Source organism: Delftia sp. Lp-1 (assembly GCF_020523835.1).
GTDB lineage: Bacteria > Pseudomonadota > Gammaproteobacteria > Burkholderiales > Burkholderiaceae_C > Comamonas > Comamonas acidovorans.
Window position 1 is genome coordinate 3,136,038 of record NZ_JAJALJ010000001.1, and the last position, 20,837, is coordinate 3,156,874.

At 66.3% G+C, this 20,837-nt stretch carries 21 protein-coding genes; 9 read left to right on the plus strand and 12 right to left on the minus strand.

From position 1 onward, the window contains the following. From LGR64_RS14100 to LGR64_RS14110, 3 genes are all read right to left on the minus strand, one after another. Entirely contained in the window at positions 1 to 915 is a 915-nt protein-coding gene (locus LGR64_RS14100; protein ID WP_034392446.1) for a LysR family transcriptional regulator, read from the minus strand. A 163-nt stretch (positions 916 to 1,078) separates the two neighbouring features. Beyond that, positions 1,079 to 2,083 carry a tripartite tricarboxylate transporter substrate binding protein BugE gene (locus LGR64_RS14105; protein WP_141833273.1) on the minus strand — a complete coding sequence of 335 codons (1,005 nt, stop codon included), beginning with the start codon at positions 2,081 to 2,083 and terminating at the stop codon, positions 1,079 to 1,081. 57 nt (positions 2,084 to 2,140) lie between these two features. Then, complete coding sequence (locus LGR64_RS14110; protein WP_230355838.1) at positions 2,141 to 3,100, minus strand: alpha/beta fold hydrolase; 960 nt, start codon at positions 3,098 to 3,100, stop codon at positions 2,141 to 2,143. A gap of 132 nt (positions 3,101 to 3,232) precedes the next feature. On the opposite strand from LGR64_RS14110, the gene LGR64_RS14115 reads away from it, so the two are divergent. Together LGR64_RS14115 and LGR64_RS14120 are read left to right on the plus strand one after the other, a co-directional pair. Further along, complete coding sequence (locus tag LGR64_RS14115; protein ID WP_012205000.1) at positions 3,233 to 4,168, plus strand: LysR family transcriptional regulator; 936 nt, start codon at positions 3,233 to 3,235, stop codon at positions 4,166 to 4,168. 325 nt (positions 4,169 to 4,493) lie between these two features. Next, complete coding sequence (locus LGR64_RS14120) at positions 4,494 to 4,940, plus strand: hypothetical protein (protein WP_442873814.1); 447 nt, start codon at positions 4,494 to 4,496, stop codon at positions 4,938 to 4,940. A gap of 80 nt (positions 4,941 to 5,020) precedes the next feature. Here LGR64_RS14120 and LGR64_RS14125 read toward each other — a convergent pair whose 3' ends face one another. After that, positions 5,021 to 5,497, minus strand: a complete 477-nt coding sequence (locus LGR64_RS14125) for a hypothetical protein (protein ID WP_082848173.1) — start codon at positions 5,495 to 5,497, stop codon at positions 5,021 to 5,023. Positions 5,498 to 6,245: 748 nt separating this feature from the next. On the opposite strand from LGR64_RS14125, the gene LGR64_RS14130 reads away from it, so the two are divergent. The 4 genes from LGR64_RS14130 to LGR64_RS14145 all read left to right on the plus strand — a co-directional run bounded on the left by LGR64_RS14130 (position 6,246) and on the right by LGR64_RS14145 (position 8,565). Beyond that, the gene (locus tag LGR64_RS14130; protein WP_230355840.1) at positions 6,246 to 6,593 is read left to right on the plus strand and encodes a hypothetical protein; all 348 of its coding nucleotides are present in this window, start codon (positions 6,246 to 6,248) and stop codon (positions 6,591 to 6,593) included. Between the two features lie 137 nt (positions 6,594 to 6,730). Then, the gene (locus LGR64_RS14135; RefSeq protein ID WP_155294211.1) at positions 6,731 to 7,312 is read left to right on the plus strand and encodes a hypothetical protein; all 582 of its coding nucleotides are present in this window, start codon (positions 6,731 to 6,733) and stop codon (positions 7,310 to 7,312) included. A gap of 130 nt (positions 7,313 to 7,442) precedes the next feature. Further along, the gene (locus LGR64_RS14140) at positions 7,443 to 7,823 is read left to right on the plus strand and encodes a hypothetical protein (RefSeq protein ID WP_230355842.1); all 381 of its coding nucleotides are present in this window, start codon (positions 7,443 to 7,445) and stop codon (positions 7,821 to 7,823) included. Positions 7,824 to 8,193: 370 nt separating this feature from the next. After that, entirely contained in the window at positions 8,194 to 8,565 is a 372-nt protein-coding gene (locus tag LGR64_RS14145; protein WP_046240848.1) for a hypothetical protein, read from the plus strand. Positions 8,566 to 8,611: 46 nt separating this feature from the next. Here LGR64_RS14145 and LGR64_RS14150 read toward each other — a convergent pair whose 3' ends face one another. From LGR64_RS14150 to fepB, 3 genes are read right to left on the minus strand one after another with little or no spacing between them, the layout of a single operon-like run. Further along, complete coding sequence (locus LGR64_RS14150; RefSeq protein ID WP_268868953.1) at positions 8,612 to 9,652, minus strand: FecCD family ABC transporter permease; 1,041 nt, start codon at positions 9,650 to 9,652, stop codon at positions 8,612 to 8,614. Further along, entirely contained in the window at positions 9,649 to 10,725 is a 1,077-nt protein-coding gene (locus LGR64_RS14155) for a FecCD family ABC transporter permease (protein WP_230355845.1), read from the minus strand. The genes LGR64_RS14150 and LGR64_RS14155 overlap by 4 nt, the downstream gene beginning before the upstream one ends. Before the next feature lie 3 nt (positions 10,726 to 10,728). Then, positions 10,729 to 11,739 (minus strand): Fe2+-enterobactin ABC transporter substrate-binding protein, encoded by a 1,011-nt coding sequence (fepB, locus tag LGR64_RS14160; RefSeq protein WP_230355847.1) that lies wholly within the window; start codon positions 11,737 to 11,739, stop codon positions 10,729 to 10,731. A 119-nt stretch (positions 11,740 to 11,858) separates the two neighbouring features. Here fepB and LGR64_RS14165 point away from each other — a divergent pair, with 119 nt between their 5' ends. Further along, entirely contained in the window at positions 11,859 to 12,674 is an 816-nt protein-coding gene (locus LGR64_RS14165; RefSeq protein WP_074923959.1) for an ABC transporter ATP-binding protein, read from the plus strand. Between the two features lie 30 nt (positions 12,675 to 12,704). Here LGR64_RS14165 and LGR64_RS14170 read toward each other — a convergent pair whose 3' ends face one another. Continuing rightward, complete coding sequence (locus LGR64_RS14170; RefSeq protein ID WP_230355850.1) at positions 12,705 to 13,496, minus strand: IclR family transcriptional regulator; 792 nt, start codon at positions 13,494 to 13,496, stop codon at positions 12,705 to 12,707. A gap of 358 nt (positions 13,497 to 13,854) precedes the next feature. Between LGR64_RS14170 and LGR64_RS14175 the strand changes: the two genes are divergently transcribed. Together LGR64_RS14175 and LGR64_RS14180 are read left to right on the plus strand one after the other, a co-directional pair. Next, positions 13,855 to 15,804 carry a TonB-dependent receptor gene (locus tag LGR64_RS14175; protein WP_230355852.1) on the plus strand — a complete coding sequence of 650 codons (1,950 nt, stop codon included), beginning with the start codon at positions 13,855 to 13,857 and terminating at the stop codon, positions 15,802 to 15,804. A 19-nt stretch (positions 15,805 to 15,823) separates the two neighbouring features. Further along, on the plus strand, positions 15,824 to 17,134 hold the full coding sequence (locus LGR64_RS14180; protein WP_230355854.1) for an NtaA/DmoA family FMN-dependent monooxygenase: 1,311 nt from the start codon (positions 15,824 to 15,826) through the stop codon (positions 17,132 to 17,134). A gap of 27 nt (positions 17,135 to 17,161) precedes the next feature. Here LGR64_RS14180 and LGR64_RS14185 read toward each other — a convergent pair whose 3' ends face one another. The 4 genes from LGR64_RS14185 to LGR64_RS14200 form a co-directional block, all read right to left on the minus strand. Next, positions 17,162 to 17,857, minus strand: coding sequence for a response regulator (locus LGR64_RS14185; RefSeq protein WP_230355856.1), 696 nt, complete (start codon positions 17,855 to 17,857; stop codon positions 17,162 to 17,164). Beyond that, positions 17,854 to 19,518, minus strand: a complete 1,665-nt coding sequence (locus LGR64_RS14190) for an ATP-binding protein (RefSeq protein WP_230355858.1) — start codon at positions 19,516 to 19,518, stop codon at positions 17,854 to 17,856. Before LGR64_RS14190 ends, LGR64_RS14185 begins: the two co-directional genes overlap by 4 nt. A gap of 12 nt (positions 19,519 to 19,530) precedes the next feature. Continuing rightward, positions 19,531 to 20,454 carry a dioxygenase family protein gene (locus LGR64_RS14195; RefSeq protein ID WP_230355860.1) on the minus strand — a complete coding sequence of 308 codons (924 nt, stop codon included), beginning with the start codon at positions 20,452 to 20,454 and terminating at the stop codon, positions 19,531 to 19,533. An 82-nt stretch (positions 20,455 to 20,536) separates the two neighbouring features. Continuing rightward, positions 20,537 to 20,836, minus strand: a complete 300-nt coding sequence (locus LGR64_RS14200; protein WP_016448111.1) for a hypothetical protein — start codon at positions 20,834 to 20,836, stop codon at positions 20,537 to 20,539. Position 20,837: the final 1 nt, after the last annotated feature.

Genomic DNA, 20,837 nt, shown 5'->3' on the forward strand with positions numbered 1-20,837 from the left:
CTAAGGGCCGGGCTCCCCGGCCTGCTCCACGAAGCGCAGCAGGCTGGCCCTGAGGAACTCGGTCATCACCTTGACGGCATGCGAGGGCCGGCGGTCCTCGGCCGTGATGATGTACAGCCGGTCGCCCAGGCCGGACACCGTCCAGTCCGGGCACACGCGCTGCACGGCGCCCGATCGCAGCTCGTCCATCACCATGTAGTTCGGCAAGGTGGCCACGCCGCTGCCCCGGAGCATGGACTGCTTGAGGAAGGGGAAATGCTCGCTGGTGATGCAGGGCTCGCACTTGAGCGCAATCTCCTGCTGCCCCTTTTTCACCGAGACGGCATAGGTCTTGCCATCGCCGGGTGGCGTCAGCAACACGCCGTGGGGAATCTCGGCGGGGTCGTGGAACGGCCGCGCCTTGGCATAGGCGCTGCTGGCATACAGGCCAAAGCCCACCGGCCCCAGGTCGCGGGCCACCAGGTGCTCCTGCACGTCGCGCGCCACGCGCACGGCCACATCCACCTGGGCGCTCATGGGATCGCTCACCCGGTTGGAGAACAGCACGCGGATGCGCACCTGCGGGTGCCGCTTCTGGAAGGCCAGCAGCATGTCGGCCAGGTACAGCTCGCCCAGGCCCGTGGGAATGCTCAGCCGCACCGAGCCGGTCACCACATGCTGCAGCGCGTCTATGGCGCCCTGCGCGGCCTCCACCTCCTGGATGATGCTGCGCCCATGCTCGTACAGCACCTCGCCCGCCGCCGTCAGCAAAAAGCTGCGCGTCGTGCGGTGCAGCAGGGTCACGCCCAGCGCCGTCTCCAGCGCCTTGAGCTCCTTGCTCACCTTGGAGCGCGTGATGTCGCGCTTGCGCGCCGCAGCGCTGAGGCTGCGCGCGTCCACGATCTCTACGAAATTGCGGATGAGGTTGATGTCCATGGCTTGAGAGCGGCAGGTCAGGCGGTCCGCCTTGTTCGCGGCCTTGTGCGCGGCCACAGGCAACGCGCCCGGACCGCCCCCCCCGGACTATGGCACCGTCACGACGCCTGGCCCCGCCACCCGTGGGCGCCGGGACACAGGGCTTTCCCCGGTGCCCGCCGCATCAGTCCAGGCTGATCTGCGACGAAGAGGCCACCTGCTTCCAGGTCGTCACATCCTTGAGGATCACCGCACCGAACTGCTCCGGCGTATTGGCCACCACCGTGCCGCCCAACTCCGCCAGGCGCTGGCGCAGTTGTGGGTCGGCCAGGGCCTGCACGCTGGCCTTGTGCAGCTTGTCGCGGATGTCCTTGGGCAGGCCCTTGGGCGCCAGCAGGCCGTTCCAGGCCTGCACGGCGTAGCCGGGCACGCCGGACTCGGCAAAGGTCGGCACATCGGGCAGCTCGCTGCTGCGCTGGGCCGTGGCCACGGCCAGCGGGCGGATCTTGCCGGACTTGATGTGCGGCAGCGAGGCCGGCAGCGGCTCCCACAGCATGGACACCTGGCCGCCGATCAGATCGGTGAAGGCCGGGCCCGCGCCACGGTAGGGCACATGCATGATCTGCACGCCCGCCTTGGCCTTGAACAGCTCCATGGCCAGATGACCCAGACCGCCCGCGCCCGAGGACGCATACGACAGATGGCCCGGCTGCGCCTTGGCCAGCGCAACCAGCTCCTTCAGATTGGCCGCCTTGACCGAGGGATGCACGCTGAGCACGCCCGGCACCGTGATCACCTGGGTGATGGGCGTGAAATCCTTCACCGCGTCATACGGCAGCTTGGTGTAGACGGCCGGATTCGTGCCGTGCGTGCTGGACGTGGCGCCCAGCAGCGTATAGCCGTCCGGCTTGGCATCGGCCACGAAGCGCGTGCCCAGCGAGCCACCGGCACCGGCCTTGTTCTCCACGATCACCGAGGCGCCCAGCACCTTGCCCAGTTGCTGCGCGAACAGGCGGTTCACCACATCGGCCGTGCCGCCGGGCGGAAACGGCACGATCAGGCGGATGGGCTCGGCCGTGGGCCAGCCGGCATCGGCCGCCAGGGCCGACTGCGCGGGCGCCAGGGCGCCCAGGGCCAGGGCCGCCGTGGTTGCAGACAGGCTGCGGATCATGAAATTGCGGCGTTGCATGAGATTTTTCTCCTCGTTGAAATTCTTCGGGACCAGCACCGGCCAGTCACTGGCAAGTCATCGGCCCAGGCGCTCCAGCCAGGCCAGCACCCGGCCCAGCACCTCGTCGCCATTGGTGTCCAGCATGCAGAAATGCGAATTGCCGGTGATGCCTGCGGCCGGCAGGTCCAGCACCTCGGCACGGCCGCCCAGGCGGCGCAGCAGCTGCCAATACACATCGGTCTGCGCGCGGTACTTCTGCCACTGCGGGCTGTGCGCGAAATGGTCGCCCCACACCGCCAGATGGGGGATGGCCGAGGCAGGCGTGAAGGCATCCGCCCCCTGCTGACCCTGCTGCCCTTCTTGCACCACCGGCATGCCCGTAGGCTCCACGCCCACCACGGCGCGCACCAGGTGCGGCTTGCGGCTGGCCGCATGCGCGGCAAAGCCACCGCCCTGGCTGTGGCCCATCACCACACAGGGGCCGAATTGCTCCAGCAGCGCGTCATAGGCCGCCATGGCCATGGCCTCATGCCCCAGCCAGCGCGGCACCATCTGCCGCACCAGGACACCAAAATTCTCATGCGGAAACCGCTGGCCGACGAAGGGCTCGCCCACACCGTCGCCCGAAGGCGCGCCATGGCCTATGCGAAACAGCGTCCATGCCTCCTCGGCACTGCGGAACACGGGCGCCTCGGCATAGATCTCGGGGAACATCGCCCAGCCCGCGCGGCCGCGCTCCACGGCATCGCAGACCACCACGTCATGGCCGGCCTCCAGCAGCCGCCACAGCCAGCCCTGGCGCCCATCGGGCGTGGACTCCCACTGCGCCCCGGTCATGCCACCGCCATGCCACAGCAGCACCGGCAGGGGGCTGCGCGGACGCGCCAGCCGGTACTCCATGGCGTACATCTGGCCTACGGCATAGCTGCCATTCATGTCCAGCGGCCGCTCGCCGCCGTTGCGCACCACCTCCCTGTGCTGGATCGGCAGATCCCGCACCGTGCGCTGCGCACCGCCAATGAAATGGCTTTGCATCTTCCTGAGGCAAACTTCAGGCATAACAGGGCTTCTCTCGCATGCCGCCATGCTAGGCATGCCCCGCCTTGGTGCTGTGCCGATTGCAGCGGGGCTGTGCCGGATCAGCACAGCCCTGCACCCACCCTACCCATGCACGAACTCAACCTCAAACTGCTGCAGGACCTGCAGGCCCTGGCCGACACCGGCAGCCTCTACAAGGCCGCCGAGCGCCGCCACATCACCCACCCGGCCTTCGGCCGCCGCATCCGCGCGCTGGAGGAATGGGCGGGCACGCCCCTGGTCGAGCGCGGCCACCAGTCCACCACGCTCACGGCCGCCGGCAAGACGCTGCTGGCCTCGGCCCATGAAGTGCTGGGCATCCTGGAGCAGACCCACGGCCTGCTGCAGCGCCCGCACCGCACGCGCGATGAAACCATCACCATCGCGGCGGGCCGCACGCTGTCGCACACCGTCCTGCCGGGCATCATCACCGCCCTCAACCAGGCCATGCCCCAGCTGTGCTGGAAAGTGGTCACCACCAGCCTGGACTACGGCGTGGAAATGCTGCTGCAGGGCAAGGTGGACCTGCTCATGTGCCACGCCCAGCCCGCCATCGAAGGCAGCCTGCAGGGCCACCACCTGGCCTGGCTGCCCGTGGGCCAGGACACGCTGATCCCCGTCAGCATCCCCCTGGTCCCGCAATTGCCCAAGTACGCCCTGCCCGCCCACGGCGGCGGCCCGCTGGTGCCCTACCTGGACTACGCGCAAAGCATGTCCCTGGGCAAGATCCTGCGCAGCCACCTGCACGAGCTGTGCGACACCACGCGCCTGCGCACCGTCTACGAGGCCGACCTCGCCGATTCCCTGCACGCCATGGTCCACCAGGGCCTGGGCCTGGCCTGGCTGCCGCTCACCCTGGTCAAAGCCGACCTGACCGAGGGCCGCCTGGCCCGCGCGGCCGGGCCCGACAAGGACGTGCCCATCAACGTGCGGCTGTACCGCCGGCCTGCGGCCCAAAGCAAGCCGCTCACGCGCAGGGTGTGGGCGGGGTTGGAGAATCTTTATGGGAGGAGTCAGAAGTCGTGAGGCGGGCGGGCCAGTCCATGTGACTATGCTGCTGCGGCTTTGCGTTCTTGGACGCCTGCAAATTTGAGCGCCGCGCGCTCTTCTTGCCCCTGCTGGGCGGTTTCTTTTAGAGGCCGGGTCTCGGCCCGGCAGCCGACTGCCCTTTCTTGATTCGCCAAGAAAGGTCAGATCAAAGAAGGCGACCCGGATGTCCGCGACCCCTTCGCTTCGCTGCGGGGCAACCTGCGTCGTGGCGGCTGCATACGGGAGGGGGAAGAGGCAGCAGGCGCAGGCAGCGGACGCGCCCAGGACTTTCCCCTTGGCCCCGCCGCAGCCTTGAACTAGCATGGCCTGCACCGTCCCGGCCGGGGCGGATCTTCCTTGGGCATCGATGAGCTTTCCCGTTCAGATTCCGATCCGAGTCCCCTGCCCTCCGGGCGCCTGCATCTGCGAGCACGACGCCCTGCTCGCCGACTCCATGGCCGACCAGCGCATCCTGCGCCTCACCAAGGAAGAGGAAAAACGCCTGCTGCTGCGGCTCGAACAGATCACCAGCCTGCAGGACCTGCGCCATGTGGAGCAGCGCATGTATGAGCAGCTCGGCATCCGCGTGCGCATCGAGCCCGGCGCCAGCGAAGTGCGCACCGTGCGCGGCATACAGATCGAGGTCTTGCCCATGCGCGGGCTGTGCAGCAAGACACGGCAGGCAATTCCTGCGGCGATTCGGCGGGGGATGGAGAGGACGCCTGAGGTGGCGTTTGAGTTGTTGGATGAGGGGGGGTTGTTTGGGTGAGGATTGGCAACCTCGACCGACCAGGAATCACTGGGTTTCCGCGAGGCACTCAATTCCAGCTTTGCGACTGTGGCCAGGGGCTAGCTCCAGACCTCCTCTGTCAGACGCCTCAACTCATCAACCGCCGCAGAAAAAGCCGTCTTGTCAAATACTGCTCTTTTATTTCCCGCTACCCATTCAACCGAAACAACAATACCATTTCTCACATCGATAGCACGTCCGATTCTCGCCCAACTCACCGCTTCTTCATCAACCAGCTGCTCCACCACCGCAACAGTGCAATTCATATCCATATCATCTGGACATATCATGATTGGCACTATCGTCGACGAATTTTCATTTTTTGGATTCAAAAGATACCAGGCATTTTGCAAATCGCACTCATCAATAAGCCACCCTTGGGCCGGGACAAGGCCACCCACAGTATCTTCTCCAAAGACAGCCGAGCAATCTGCCTCTTTCAACCATAACTCAAGCGGCACCCCGTCAACCACCAGAACAGGATGGGGAGCCTTCGCGTAAAGCGACATGTGCATTACAGCTTCAATAACGTTCATGTGGTGTCAAGATTTCATTTTCAGTGTCCATGACGATCGATTGTCCTTACCTCGCACAGGTCCCGTCAACCTCCTTCACCCTCCGTAGGCTCACCATCCCTGTCGCGTGACCCATGCGGGAACTCCGCCCGAAGACATGCACGCCATCGCGAGGCGACCTGCCCATGCCTACTCACCGCCACCGCAAACGCTGAGGATGCATGGCAGCACGCCTGAATCAGGATGCCAGGCTCCTCATCATGCGGCACAATCAGCCGACAGCGACCCTGAAGCCAGGTTTGAATCTACTGGAAGCACCAGCCACCCGCCTCCAACATGGAATGCCCCATCTGCACAAGCACTGATTTTCATCGCCCCGCGGAGAAATCTGCAATGGAAATATGGCACTGCAAAAACTGCGGGAATGGATGTGCAGTGCATTGCAATCACATCCCCGATCTTTCGGACGTGAAAGGCCATGACCTGTTCGTTGGAACGGCATCGGTTTCCACAGGAATAACGGGCCTTAAGGCATTGATCCAGTTAAAGAAAGCTCTTTCATTTGCAGAGCATTTTGTGCCTGCCAGACTTGATGAGCAGCACCGAGCCGGGAAACTCTGTTGGGACTTAGGATATTTTCTGGATTTTGAAGTCCAACAGGCCGAAGCAGAGTGCGAACGAATCGGAATAGCTGCGTCATTCAATAGATTGGTCTAGGCGGGCTTGATGCAGATGACAACCGGCGTGCGACGACAGACAATACCAGTCCGTGGCACAAGCTCCTGAGATCAAGCACAATCAATACGGCCGCATGGAGATAACAATGGCATTCAAGATAAATGCAGATACAAGAACCACGATCGAGAAGATTCTTGGTCGATCCATCGAAGCGGAGTGCGGTGATCTGGCCAATTATGGCGAAATCGTTGACAAGGATCTGGAGAGTTTTCGGCGGCTCTGGTCCACCGGCGCAGTGATCACAGCCAACTACCTTCTATACAGGCTGGACGGACGATACGGCCTGCAAAAGGCGATGATGTATATACATCATGTGATCGGAGTTGAGGACATGACGGCGGATCAATGGCTAAAGCAAATGTTGACACTTGAGCAATAAGATGTCGAGAACTGCTTTCGGCCGATCAGACGCATCTGCGAAAAATCAGTAAAAATCACGAATTAATAAAACGGCAGACATACGGTGGCTCTCATGTCCTTGGGCGCCGAACATCCACCCATGACATTCCAGAAGACATGAATATTGAGGCACTGGCAGAAATTTTCCATGATGACAGCAACGGCCTGATTACATCCATAAGTCGTTCAGAGAAAAATGAACTCTTGATTTCGATCGAATGCGATGACTGGAAAAACTCACGAATACGCAGAGAATTCACGATGGTGTGCAAGCAATGGCTGGACACCGATGTGTGCATTTGCAGTGCAAATGCAATATCCGTATACCGGGAGCACCCCTTGCTCCTGAACCGCTCCGGAAGACAAGGCAGCCTTTACTTCTCCTCGTGCCCCCAGGATCCTTACCAAATTTATGCCCATATTTGGGAAATTCTTCATCACCACTACAAAGGCTGGCTGGCAGCATCCAGAATGATGCCGGATTCACCGGCATCCTTTCATACACTGCTTACTGGAGGCTATGGCTTGCTCTTGCGCGGTCCTATCTCTGTCCTCACCAGCGTTCGAGATCGCATTGGATCCGATTTGAAAACACAACTGATCGAAACGCATATCGTCGAAACAAGCGCGGTTGTCCTGGAAATTGGAAATCACTTCGTAATATGCGAGGAAATAGAAGTGATCGATCACAATGTTTGACCACTTCATCCAGAGGATGTCCGTCGACTGAGCCGTCCGCATCCGGCTTCTGACGGCCAGATGGGGGATTCACCACGACACTGCAGTTGAAAGTACCTTATTGATGTCCTTATACATTGCCCATTTCCTCATGAAGGAGGAGAACGCTTCGCTCAGCACGCAGCCACCTTACGACGTCAACCGCAGAGAGAAACGCCATTTCATCGCGTCGCATCTGTTCGCTGCCAGCGATGCCGAGGCAGCCTACGATCGCGCCATAGGCATGCTCCCCGGCTTGAGCGACGCAAATAACGATGGGCCCGGTGATCGAACGAAAGTGGAGCCTGTTGGCATCTTCGACCTTGACGAGGTATTAGTCGCTGAGGGGCAGGTCGTAACCGGATTGAGCCAGCCATACGGTATCGATGTCGGCGTCCTGTTTATCGAGGAATTGCTGTGTCAGCGCACAAGAACCAAGCAGGAGCTGACTGTCTTCGCCGGCCCTAGGGATGGCAGGGCAGAGCCGCCCTAATTCCCCAACATCTTCGTACGTTCTCCCGCACATCCTCACTCGCCTGCCCATAGCTGAGCAGCGACTGCGAACTCCATCCTCCGTATCCGAGCAGAAAAACGCCGTCGGCACCTTGAGGACTTCGGCCAGCTTGCGCACGGTACAGCAGGTACGGCTTGGGCTTGCCCAACGCATAGCGATTGATCTGTGCGCTTGCGACAAGCTGGCCGCCCCCTCAGACCCACTCGACAGTCCCCATCTTCTTGAACACCCTGTCAATCAGCTACGCAACTCGTAGTATCTGCGTCCCGAAAAACCGGCAAGCATCATCCCTTTCTGAAGGAGATGCAATGTCAGACGCCAATCGAATGCTTCGTGGAGAGTCGAACCCATGAAGCACATCCCCCCATCCCCTCCCCCCGAAAACACCCACGCCCAGAAGCTCGCAACAGCGCTGCACGAAATGGACCGCTTCGTGCAGCAAGGCTGTGCCGAGGTTTCCGCCCTGGCCCAGCTGGCGCTGGCCTGGCTGGAGATCCCCGAGGGCCATCAGCGGCTGGACGTGGTGGCGCAGGCGCTGGTGACCATTCGCAACAGCGCTGAATCGCTGGCGGAATACGCCGGCAGCGAAGCCCGGGTGATGAACTGCGAGTACGAGGACCAGGCGGAGGTGCGCCGCAGCGAGGCGGCCAAGGTGGCTGCCGAAGAGGCCGGGCATGTGTACACCGTGGTGGGGCCTGGGGCGGCGCGGGGCGTCAGGTAGTCCCGGAGGCCATGGGGCTGCGCCCCGTTGCACCCTGCACTGCCGTCTATCCCTTGCGCGTGCGAAACAGCAGCCACAGCAGATACACCCCGCCCAGCAGCCCCGTTACCAGCCCGATGGGCAGATGCAGGCGCACGGGCGCCCACTGGCTGAGCATGTCGGCCGCCAGCAGCAGAACGGCGCCCATGGCTGCCGCCGTGAACAGGGGCACGTCGGGCGACAGGCCCAGGCGCCTGGCCACCTGGGGCGCGGCCAGCGCGATGAAGGCGATGGGCCCCGCCGCTGCCGTGGCGATGGCGGTCAGGGCCACGGCAGCCATCACCATGGTGAGCCGCGTGCGCGGCACGTTGACGCCGAGCTGGGTGGCGGCATCGTCGCCCAGCTCCAGCAGGTTGATGCGGCGGGCGCACCACAGCACGACGGGCACGATGGCGATGAAGCCCAGCGCGGCGGGTACGACATGCGCCCAGGTCCGCGCGCTGAGCGAGCCGGCCAGCCAGCGCTGCGCGGCGACGGCCCGGTCCAGGTCCCCCATGACCAGCAAGATGGTGTTCAGGCCCGAGAGAGTGGCCCCCACGCCTATGCCCACCAGCACCAGCCGGTAGCCGCCGGCCGCACGCCGGCCCCCGGACAGCGCAAGCACGACCGCCGCCGTGGCCATGCCCGACAGCACGGCGGCCAGCGATGTCCACAGCGGCCCGGCGTCACCCAGCACGATGAGCGCAATCGCCCCGCTGGCCGCGCCCGTGGTGAAGCCGATCACGTCCGGCGAGCCCAGCGCGTTGCGGGAGATGGACTGGAAGATGGCACCCGCCATGCCAAGCGACGCGCCCACGAAGACGGCCGTGAGGACACGCGGCAGCCGCACCCGCTGCACGATGCGCTCTGCTGCGGGGTTGGAGGCCGTGCCCAGCAGGCTGTCGAGCACTTCGGCGGGGCTGAGGGACAGGGTTCCCGTGCCCAACAGCAGCACCCCCAGCACCAGGGCCAGCACGACCAGCGCCATGCCCACGGCCAGCGGCCTGGGCCGCCAGAGAAACGAACAGGCTCCCCAGCGCACAACGGATGTGTTCACGGAGGTCTTCATAGCCTGCTCAACCGGTATCTGCACGCCACCCAGACAAAGAACGGCCCGCCGATCAGGCAGGCGACGATGCCCGCAGCCACTTCGGCAGGTGCCGCGACGACGCGGCCCAGCACGTCGGCACCCAGCAGCAGCACCGCCGCGTAGAGCGCGGACAGCGGCAATATCCAGCGGTAGTCCGGCCCGCACGAGAGGCGTGCAAGATGCGGCGCCACCAGGCCGACGAAGGCGATGGGCCCCACGGCCGCCGTGGCGGCCCCGGCCAGCAGCATGACCGCCAGGCAGGCCAGTTGCGCGGTGGCGCGCACATTGACGCCCAGCGCCAGGCCCACGTCATGCCCCAGCGCCATGGCGTTGAGCTGGCCGACGATGGCCCAGGCCGCCGCCAGCCCCGCCGCCACGGCGGCCGCCAGCACGGCAGCGCTGGCATAGCCGCTGCCCTCCAGGGAGCCGGCCGCCCAGTGGCGGAAGCCGTCAAAGACTTCCGGGGGTGCGTTGAGCAGGATGATGCCGGCGCTGGAGGTGAGCATGACCGACAGGCCGGCTCCGGCCAGGACCAGGCGCACCGGGTGCGCGCCCGCGCCCCGGGACTGGCCGAACGCGAAGACGGCGGCGCCCGCCAGCCCCGCGCCGGCAAAGGCGAACCAGACGTACTGGAGCACGGACGTCAGGCCGAAGGCCGTCATGCCGATGAGCACGGCCAGCGCCGCACCCGCGTTGACGCCCAGCAGGCCCGGCTCCGCCAGGGGATTGCGGGTGACGGCCTGCATGAGCGCGCCGGCCACGCCCAGCGCCATGCCGGCCAGGATGGCCACCACGGTGCGGGGCATGCGCAGCAGGCTGACGATCAGGTGCTGGTCATCACGCAGGTCCGGAGCCCGCAGCGCGCCGAGGATGTCGGCCAGCGCAATGTCGCGCGAGCCGACGGTGATGCCGAGCACGGCGATGATGGCCAGCGCCAGCAGCCCGCCTGCAAGGCCCAGCCAACGCCTGCAGTGCAGGGAGGACCGCGAGGAGGAGCGCAAACAGGAGCGCTGGGCAGGCCGCGCCACCGCGCCTTGGAGCCGTGCACGCATGGCTCAGCGGAAATGGCTTGCCACGGCGTCAACCATCTGCTGCCCCGAGTAGTAGTCGATGCGAAACGAGGTCGGGCCCAGCGGATAGACGCGCCGCCCGGCAACGGCGGGCAGGTTGGCCAGCAGCGGATCGTCCAGGAAGGCCTGCACATCGCCCTGCGAGGTGCCGAGCAGGAAGACGGAGTCGCCGGTGATGGCGGCCGAGAGATTCTCGCGGGAGATGAATTCGAAGTCCGAGGCGCGCGTGACCTGCGCGGCCAGCGCGGGCGGCAGGCCCTCCACCTTGAAGCCCAGTGCGGCCAGCAGCCGCGCATGGGGGCTGGCGGCGCGGCCTATGGAGTAGCTGCCGGCCAGGTTGTAGGCGACGATGCTGACGGGCTGGGCCGGTGGCGTGATGGAGGCGGCGGTCTGCGCCACATGGGCATCGAAGCGGGCAATGGCTGCGGCGGCCTGCTTCGCATGGCCCGTGATGCGGCCCAGCTCGGTGGCGATGTCCTGCCAGGACTGGCTGGAGTAGTCGACCACGACCATGGGCACGCCCTGCGCCTGCAGTTCGGTGCGGTGCTGGGCCACGCTGTCGGCCCCGGTGGCGGAGGCCACCAGCAGGTCGGGGCTGGCGCCGATGGCGGCCTCGATGTCGAATTGCAGGTTGCGGTAGAGCACCTGCACGCCGCGCTTGTCGGCAACGGCGGCCCATTGCGAGAAAAAGCCCTTGTCGTCGGTCATGCGGCTGGGCGTGGTCGCGGCGGTCGCGACGACCGGCGCATCGATGGCCAGCAGGATGCCGGTCACGCTGGGCGAGGTGGAGACGATGCGCCGGGGCAGCGGTGCATGGTCTGCGTGTGCTGCAGCCGGCGTACCCGATGCATCCGACGCATGCGATGTATCCGATGTATCCGATGTATGCGGTGCGGCGCCCGCCACGGGAACGGCGGCGCGTGGAAACCATGCGAAACAGGCCAGCACGGCCAGTGCGGCGGCCGCGCCCAGGGCGGCAAGTTTGAGTCTGTTCATCTCGATCCGAAGCGACGGGGCCGGGCGCCAGGGCGGCGTCTTCAGCATATTCCGTATTGTAGAATTCATTCCACATTGCAAACACCGAAGGACCTATCGATTGTGGGAAATGACCGGCCATGACGCAGCGCCTGAGTGCTGATGCGGTGACGCTGCGCTACGGCGAGCGCACGATTTCGCAGGGCCTGTCCCTTGCCATTCCCGATGGCTCCTTTACCGTCATCGTGGGGCCGAATGCCTGCGGCAAGTCCACCCTGCTGCGCGCGCTGTCGCGGCTGCTGGTGCCGGTGGCCGGGCAGGTCATCCTGGATGGCCGGCACATCTCGCAATTTCCCGCCAAGGAGGTGGCGCGGCGCCTGGGCCTGCTGCCGCAAAGCGCGGTGGCGCCCGAGGGCATCACGGTGGCGGACCTGGTGGCGCGGGGGCGCTACCCCCATCAATCCTTCCTGAGGCAGTGGACGGACGCGGATGAGCAGGCCGTGGCCGAGGCCATGCAGGCCACCGATGTGGCAGCACTGTCCGACCGCCTGCTGGACGAGTTGTCAGGCGGCCAGCGCCAGCGGGTGTGGATTGCGATGGTGCTGGCGCAGCAGACGCCGATCCTGCTGCTGGACGAGCCCACGACGTTCCTGGACATCGCCCACCAGATCGAGCTGATGGAGCTGCTGGCGGATCTCAACGACGCCGGCCGCACGGTGGTTGCGGTGCTGCACGACCTCAACCAGGCCTGCCGCTATGCCTCGCACCTGATCGCCATGCGCGACGGGCGCATTGCCGCGCAGGGCGCGCCCGGGGCGATCTTCACGGAGCAGTTGGTGCAGGAGGTGTTCGGCCTGCCGGCCGTGATCATTGCGGACCCCGTGTCGGGGACGCCCCTGGTGGTGCCCAGGGGGCGCAGGGCCGTGAATGCCGTGGAGCGCGCCGCAGGGAACTGAGGCGCCCGGGCATTTTTCCCGGCGCGGCTTTCAAGGCGAATCTGCGCCGAAGGCCCGCCCGCCCGTGGACTGGTTGATCAGGCTGGCCTCGCGGAACAGCGCGACCCGGTTTTGCGGCGACTTGAGCTGGCCCAGGTCCGAGACGGTGGTGACCGCGCAGACGATTTCATGCTGCGCATCGAACACCGGCGCCGCCTGGCCCGTGACGTTGGACAGCAGGTGGCTGGTCATCTCGGACCAGCAGCGCTCGCGCACTTCGTCGAGTACGGCCTTGGCCGGCGGCTTGCCACGGAAATGGGCGGGCTGCTGGCGCCGTGCGGCGTCGATGGTGGCCTTGGGCAGGAAGGCCTGGAACACCAGGCCGCAGGCGGTGTTGTCTATGGGCAGGATGTCGCCCAGCGCCAGCGGGTTGATCGAGAAGTAGGCGCTGCGGTACCAGCGCACCAGGGTGGGCCCCCGGTCGGTCCAGATGGCCACGCCGCCGCTGAGCGCATGGCTGTGCGTCAGCGCCTTCATGCGCTGCGCCGCAATCTCCACCGCATCCACACGCTTGAGCGCGCCAATGCCGATGCTCAGCGCCGCGCTGCCCAGGTCATACAGGCCGCTGGCCGGGTCCTGCTTGGCCAAGCCTTCCTTGACGAGGCTTTGCAGGTAGCGGTGGGCCGTGGAGCCCCCCGTTCCCGTTCGCCGGGCCACCTCGCCCAGCGCCAGCTCGCTTTCGGCATTGGCCAGGACCATGAGAAACCGGGTGGCGATGGAGACGGACTGGATGGTGCCGGAGCGCTTCTCGCCGGCTGTCGTCTGAGGTGTTGTTGTTTTCAAGGGCTGGGCTTTCTTGCCTGTACCAGGCGCATCGCAGGTGGGGGCGCAGGCGCCGCCGGTGTCGATGATACCGGCTCTGCCGAAGGCTCTGCACAGGTGCGCACACACCATTTCGCCGCTGTTTTTTTCTTCCGCATGTGGGAATGCATTCCCTACTGTGGAATTTCAATGCATGATGGCGACCTTTGAAAAATACGAATCATTCTCATCAAAGGAAGATGCTGTGAAGCTGTGTTTCCATCGCAGGCTCCCGTCCCGGGCGGGCGCCATCGCACTCTCTACCCTGATGGCGCCGGCCGGCGCCTTCGCTCAGGGCGCGTCGGGTTCCGGGGGGGAATCCAACGCGCTTGAAGCGGTCGTGGTTAGCGGAGAAAAGGTCAGGCGCGAACTCAAGGACACGGCCTCCTCCGTGTCGGTCAAGGCCGGCAAGGACCTGGCCCGACAGGAATCCGGCAACGCCTCGGTCCACGAGGTGCTGCACGACGTGCCCAACGTGGTCTACACCGACACGGTGGGTGCGCCCATCATCCGCGGGCAGGACACGCAGGGGCCCAACAACGGCCAGAACGTCTTCTGGGGCGGCACGGTGCCGCGCGCCACCATCAACCTGGATGGGCACTACCTCAACTACAACGAGATGTTCTTCGGCGCGACCTCGGTCTGGGACGTGGAGAGCATCGAGGTGTTCCGCGGCCCGCAGACCACCTCGCAGGGCGCCAATGCCATTGCGGGCGCCATCGTCGTGAACACCAAGGACCCCAGCTTCAAACGCGAAGGGGCCTACCAGCTGGAGGCGGGCGACTACCACTCGCGGCGTGCGTCCATCGCCGTCTCCGGCCCCGTGGGCGAGGAGCTGGCCGCGCGGCTGGCCGTGGACTACTCGGGGCGCGATACCTTCATCGACTACACCAATCCGCAGTTCCAGCGGGGCCAGGCCGATCAGGATTTCCGCGCGCTGAACGCACGCATGAAGTTCCTGTGGCTGCCCAGCAGCGTTCCGGGCCTGGAGGCCAAGTTCACCTATTCCCACAACGACAGCAACCGCCCCAGCCAGGAGGCGGCGTCCGCTCCGTTCACCGCGCTGGAGCACTGGACGACGACCATGCCCAGCTGGAAGCAGAAGACCGACACCGGCATCCTCGACCTCAGCTACGAGCTGGGCAACGGCGTGCGGCTGGTCAACCAGTCCCAGTATTCGCGCTCGTCCGTGCAGCGCTACACGGGCATTCCCGGCGAGGGCGATGCCGATATCCGCCAGAACAATGTCTCCAATGAGTTCCGCGCCCTGGTGGGCAGCGACAAGGACCGCCTGAGCGGCTTCGGCGGCGTCTACTACGCCCGCACCGGCACGGACGAAAGCCTGCTGCTGCGCGGCCTGTCCGCCTTCGACGACACGAAGAAGAACCTGGGCGTCTTCGGCGAGCTGAACTGGCGCCTGGCCGACCGCTGGACCCTGACCAGCGGCCTGCGCTACCAACAGGATGAGGTGGTGCGCACCGGCACTTCGGTGCTGGCACCCACCGCCCTCGACTACACGAAAACCTTCTCGGCGCTGCTGCCCAAGCTGTCACTGGCCTATGCCGCCACACCGCGCTGGACCGTGGGCGCGCTGGTCAGCCGGGGCTACAACCCGGGCGGTGTGTCGCTGAACCTCACCAGCCGGCAATGGGCGTATTTCAAGAAGGAGTCGATCTGGAACTACGAGCTGTTCAGCCGCGCCAGCCTGCTCGATGACCGGCTGATGCTCAACACCAACCTGTTCTACATGGACATGCGGGATGCGCAGTACAACATCCCCGTGGTCATCTCCCCGGGCGTGGCCCAGTCCTACACCATCAACGCGGAGAAGGCCCATGCCTACGGCTTCGAGCTGGGTGCCGACTACCGCGCGCTGGACAACCTGCGGATCAAGGCAGGCGTGGGCGTGCTGCGCACCCGCATCGAGGAGATGGGCAGCAACCCCGGCTACGAGCACAACCGCTTCGCCCGCTCGCCCGGCTACAACCTGAGCCTGGGCGTGAGCTGGGACGCCAGCCCCCGGTTCAATGTCTCCGGCCAGGTGCGCCATCTGGACGGCTACTACTCCGATACCGCCAACACGCGCGCCTATGCGGTCGGCTCCAACACCATCGCCGACCTGCGCATGACCTATGCCTACAGCACGCGCGTGCAGTTGTACGGCTATATCAAGAACGTGTTCGACAGGCGCGCACCGACGTATCTGCAGCAAAACCGCGGCATCGGCGGCATCGAGGCCAGCATGACCGCGCCGCGCATGATCGGCGTGGGCGTGCGGGGAACGTTCTGAGATGGGAATGACAGCAGACATGACAACCCGCAAACCCCTGCACATCGGCCTTTCGCTGGCCCCCACCTGGCTGAGCGGCGACGCCTGGCGGCGGCCCGGCAGCAATATCGAAGGGCTGTACTCCAGCGACTTCGCCCTGGACCTGGCCCGGCGCGCCGAGGCCGCGCACCTGGACTTCGTCTTCCGCCCGGACGTGAGCTTTCTGCCCATGGAGGCGCTGGAGACGGGCGCGGGCTTCGCCAGCCTGGACCCCACGGTGCTGATGGCCGCGCTGGCGCGCGAGACCTCGCGCATCGGCCTGGTGTCCACGGTATCGACCACGTTTTTCCCGCCCTATGCGGTGGCGCGCCAGCTGCAGTCGCTGCACTGGATCAGCAACGGCCGCGCCGGGTGGAACATTGTCACGGCCCTGCAGGGCCACGAGAACTTCGGGCTGCAGGCCATGCCCGATGCCGATGAACGCTATGCGCGGGCCGCAGAGTTCACCGACGTGGTGCGCCGGCTGTGGGCCAGCTTCCCCAACGAGGCCTTGAAGATCGACCGGGACAGCGGCCGCTACGCCGACGCCTCGCTGGTCCACCCCATAGACCACGAGGGACCGCACCTGAAGGTGCGCGGCCCGCTGAACCTGCCGGAGTTCGGTGGCCCGCGCATTCCGCTGGTGCAGGCGGGAGCATCCAGCACCGGGCGCGACTTTGCCGCATCGGTGGCAGACATTGTTTTCGCCCCCACGCCGGACCTGGACGCAGCGCTGGAGCTGCGCCGGGACCTGTCTCAGCGCGCACAGCGCCATGGCCGCCAGGCGCGGGATGTGCGCCTGCTGCCCGGCCTGAGCCTGTACCTGGCCGACACCCGCGAGCAGGCCCGGGAGATGTTCCAGCAGACGCACGGCCGGGTGGACAGGGGCCGCAAGCTGGCATCGATCAAGGCCATGGTCGGCCTGGACCTGACGGACTGGCCCGCAGACCGGCCGATCACCGCAGCCGACCTTCCGCAGCCCGTGGCAACCCCGTCCAGCCGCACGCATGCGGGCCTGCTCAGGCGCCTGATGGAACGCGAGTCATTGCGCATCGACGAGCTGCTGCTGCGGCCGGAAATCCTCTCCGCCGCGCACTGGCAGGTGGTCGGCACGGTGGACGATGCCGTGGCGCAGATCACCCAGTGGAGCGCTGCCGGCGCCATCGACGGCTTTCTGGCCGCGCCCGGCGGCTCCGTCGAGTCCCTGCATTGCGTTCTGGAGCAGCTGGTGCCGCGCCTGGTGGAGGCCGGCCTGTTCCGCTCCCGCTACACGGGCACCACGTTCATGGAGCACCTCGACGAGTCGAGGTAGGGGCTGCGCCCTGCCCGCGCCGGGCCTTCACTGCGCCCGCGTGTCGGACCCGCCATCGGGCTCGAACGCAAAGCCCACGCCATAGACGGAGCGAATCCACTCATGGCGGTCGTCCGCCGCCTTGAGTTTCTTGCGCAGGTTCTTGATGTGGCTGTCGATGGCGCGTTCGTTCACGTCCAGCGTGTCGGCGCAGGCCAGCTCCAGCAGCTGCGCGCGCGAGTACAGGCGGCCGGGCTGGCGCATCAGGGCCTGCAGCAAGGTCAGCTCCCGCTTGGTCAGCGGCAGCACGCTGCCGTTGAGCATGGCGCGGCCCTGCTCGGGCAGCAGCGTCAGGCGTTGCTGCGCGGGGCCGGGGCCGGCACTGCGGCGCAGCACGGCCTTGACGCGGGCCACGACTTCGCGCGGGGCGAAGGGTTTGCAGATGTAGTCGTCCGCACCCAGCTCCAGGCCCAGCAGGCGGTCCATTTCCTCGACACGCGCGGTGAGCAGGATGACGGGGCTGGCGCTGTGGGGGCGGAACTGGCGCAGGATGTCCAGGCCGTCCAGCCCCGACAGCATGATGTCCAGCACGGTGAGGTCGGGCGGGGAGCGCAGCATGCGGTCCAGCGCCTCGCGACCGTGGCGGATGTGCTCGACTTCGTAGCCTGCATGGCGCAGGTAGTCGATGACGATGGCGGCCATGTCGGTTTCGTCTTCGACCAGGAGGATGCGGGCAGGCTTCATGGCGCGGGATTTTCCAGCAAGGGCAGCCACAGCGTGATGCGCAGGCCGCCCAGCGGCGAGGCAGCCGCCTCGATGCTGCCGCCATGGGCCTGGACGATGGTGCGGCAGATGGCCAGCCCCAGGCCGGAGCCGCCCAGGCCGTCGCCGTCGCGCACGCGGGAGGCGTCCACGCGATAGAGGCGGTCGAACAGGCGCGGCAGGTGCTGGCTGGCCACGCCGGGAGCCGTGTCGTCCCAGCGCAGCTGCAGCATGCTGCGGTCCTGCATCTGGACGATTTCGGCAGACACCTGCAGCCGCCCGCCCGCAGCCGTGTAGCGCAGGCTGTTTTCCAGCAGGTTGGCAAACACTTGGTGCAGCCGGTGCGGGTCGCCCTGCACCAGCGGCGGCGGAATGCGCGCGGCCAGCTGGTCCACGGTGGAGCGGTCCAGGCCAATGCCCACCTGCTCGAAGCCGGGCCGCGCGCCGTCCAGCGCCTCGCCCAGCAGGGTCAGCACATGCACGGGCACATGGCCCGAGCCGTGCAGGGCCTGCGGGTCGTCCAGGCTCACGCGCAGGTCGCTGACCAGCCGTATCAGCCGCATGATCTGCCGGTGCAGGCGCAGCGCCATGCGGTCGTCCAGCGGCAGCACGCCGTCCTGCACGGCCTCGACCTCGGCGCGCATGGTGGACAGCGGTGTGCGCAGCTCATGCGCCACGTCGGCCAGCCAGCGCTGGCGCGAGGCCTCCATGGTGGCCAGTTGCACGGCCATGTCGTTGAAGGTTTCCGCAAGGCGGGCCAGCTCCGCATCGCCCTTGATGGCCACACGCGTGTCCAGCCGCCCGGCCGCAATGCCGCGCAGGCCGTCGACAAAGGCGGTCAGCGGCTCCAGCCATCGCCGCGTGAGCCAGGCCGACAGCAGCAGCGCCAGCAGCAGGCCGGCCAGCCCGGTCCAGGCCACAAAGCCCATCTGCTGCGCGAGGAAGGCGCGGTCCAGGTCGCGCTGCATGCCCTGCCCTGTCTGCACGGGGGACAGCACGATCTCGCCAATGGCCTGCCCGTTGGCGGCGCGCAGAACGCGGTGCGCCGCACCGGGCTGCGGCGCCATGCCGGAGATGAGCTGGCCCTGGGCATCCAGCAGGCCCACGCGCGCCCACGGGCCGCCGAACGGGCGGTCCGGCGGCGGGCCGGGGCGGTCTGTACGGTCGGAGCGATCTGAGCGATCTGAGCGATCTGAGCGATCTGAGCGATCTGAGCGATCTGATCGATCGGCAGGCTCTCCGCCTTCCGGCCCAGGTGGCGGCGGAAACTCCGGGCCAGGCCCCGGACCGTGGCTTCCCTCAAAACCAGGCCTCGGCTCCGGCATGGGCATGGGGGGCCGTGGCCCGGGCTCGCCCGCAGGAAAGCCCCGGCCCATGCCTGCGCCCGGGCGCACCATGTCGCGCCAGAAACCGGGGTTGGCGCGAGCCGCATCCCAGCCGCCGTTTTGCTCATGGTGCTGGACCAGCCGCTCGGCCAGCCCGTCCATGCCGGTCAGCTCCACCTCGGCCATGTACGGACCCAGGCCCCGTTGCAGGCCCAGGCGGGAGAAGCCGAGAAACACCAGCAGCAGGGCTACCAGCAGCACGGCCAGGGCGAAGAAGGCCTTGTGCTGCAGCTTCAGGCGCGGGAGGCGAAGGCTCATTCAGTCCCTGCGTCAGACGGCAATGCCGATGGATATCGTGGCGGTGTGGCCATTGGTGGTGTCTCCGGTGAAGGTGGGCGTCTGCCAGGCGATCTGCTCGCTGGTGTTGTCGCCGAAGACATTGTCCGATGTCACGCTGACCCGCGACAGGTTGGAGACGCTGGCGCTGTAGCCGCTGACACCGGCATAGACGGCGCTGGCCACGTCCTTGGGCATGGCCATCTGCGAGGTCAGCAGCTTGTTGGTGTAGCTGCCGGCCGTGTTGAGGCTGCGGAACACCTCGAAGTGCATGTGCGGCCAACGCCCGTCATAGCAGCCCGGGAAGATGGTCACAAAGGTGCATTCGCCATTGCTGTCCGTCGCCTGCACGCCGCGCAGGAAGTTCTGGTTGAGCAGGTCGGTGGAGTACAGCGAATACTCGCCCTCGCGGGTGCAGTGCCACAGGTAGATGGCATAGCCTTCCAGCGGGCTGCAGTTGGTGCTGACGTTGACCAGGGTGATCTTGAGCGTCAGCGGCAGGCCCGCAGCCGTGCCGCTCATGCCGCCAAAGCTGCTGCGCAGGTCGCTGCGCACCACGCCGCTTTGCGACAGCACGTTGACCAGGCTGCCGCGCGAGCCGTTGGAGCCGTCGGCGGGGTAAGGGCCTTCGGTTTCCGTGGGATCGACCATGCAGGTGGTGGTCGTGGTTCCCGAACCTGTGCCTGTGCCCGTTCCCGTGTCGGTGCCCGTTCCTGTCCCGGTTCCCGTGCCGGTCCCTGTCGAATCACCGGAATCACCTCCACCGCCACCGCAGGCGGACAAGAGCGCGGCAGCGCCACCGGCAGCCATCAGGCCCAACAGGCGGCGGCGCTCGGACAGGCGGCGCGCCATGACTTGCAGATCGTGCTGAAGGCCCAGGTCGTGGGCAAGATCATGGGCATCGTGAGAGTGGTTCATGGGGATGGCTTTTCATGAGGGCCTGTGCGCAGGCCCATGGGGTTGCAGACAGCCCGGCGGCGTGGCCCGCCGGGCCACGCGATCACTGCTGCGGATGGGGCGGCGGCCCACCTGCGCCGGGCCCGCCGGCCGGCATGGCCACCAGCTGCCCGTTCAGGCTGCGGCAGGTGCCGGCCAGCGTCTTGCCATCGGGCATGGTCAGGGTCACGCTGTCACCCTCGGCCTTGCCCTGGCAGGCCGTATAGGCCTCGGGCGGCGGCGACGGCGGATTGCCGTGCCCCCCGTGGCCCTGCGCATGGCTGCAGGCCGCCGCGAAGGCCGCCACAGCCAGCACCAGGGCCGGGCGAATGCGTGAAGCGTTGGTTTGCGAGAAATCAATCATG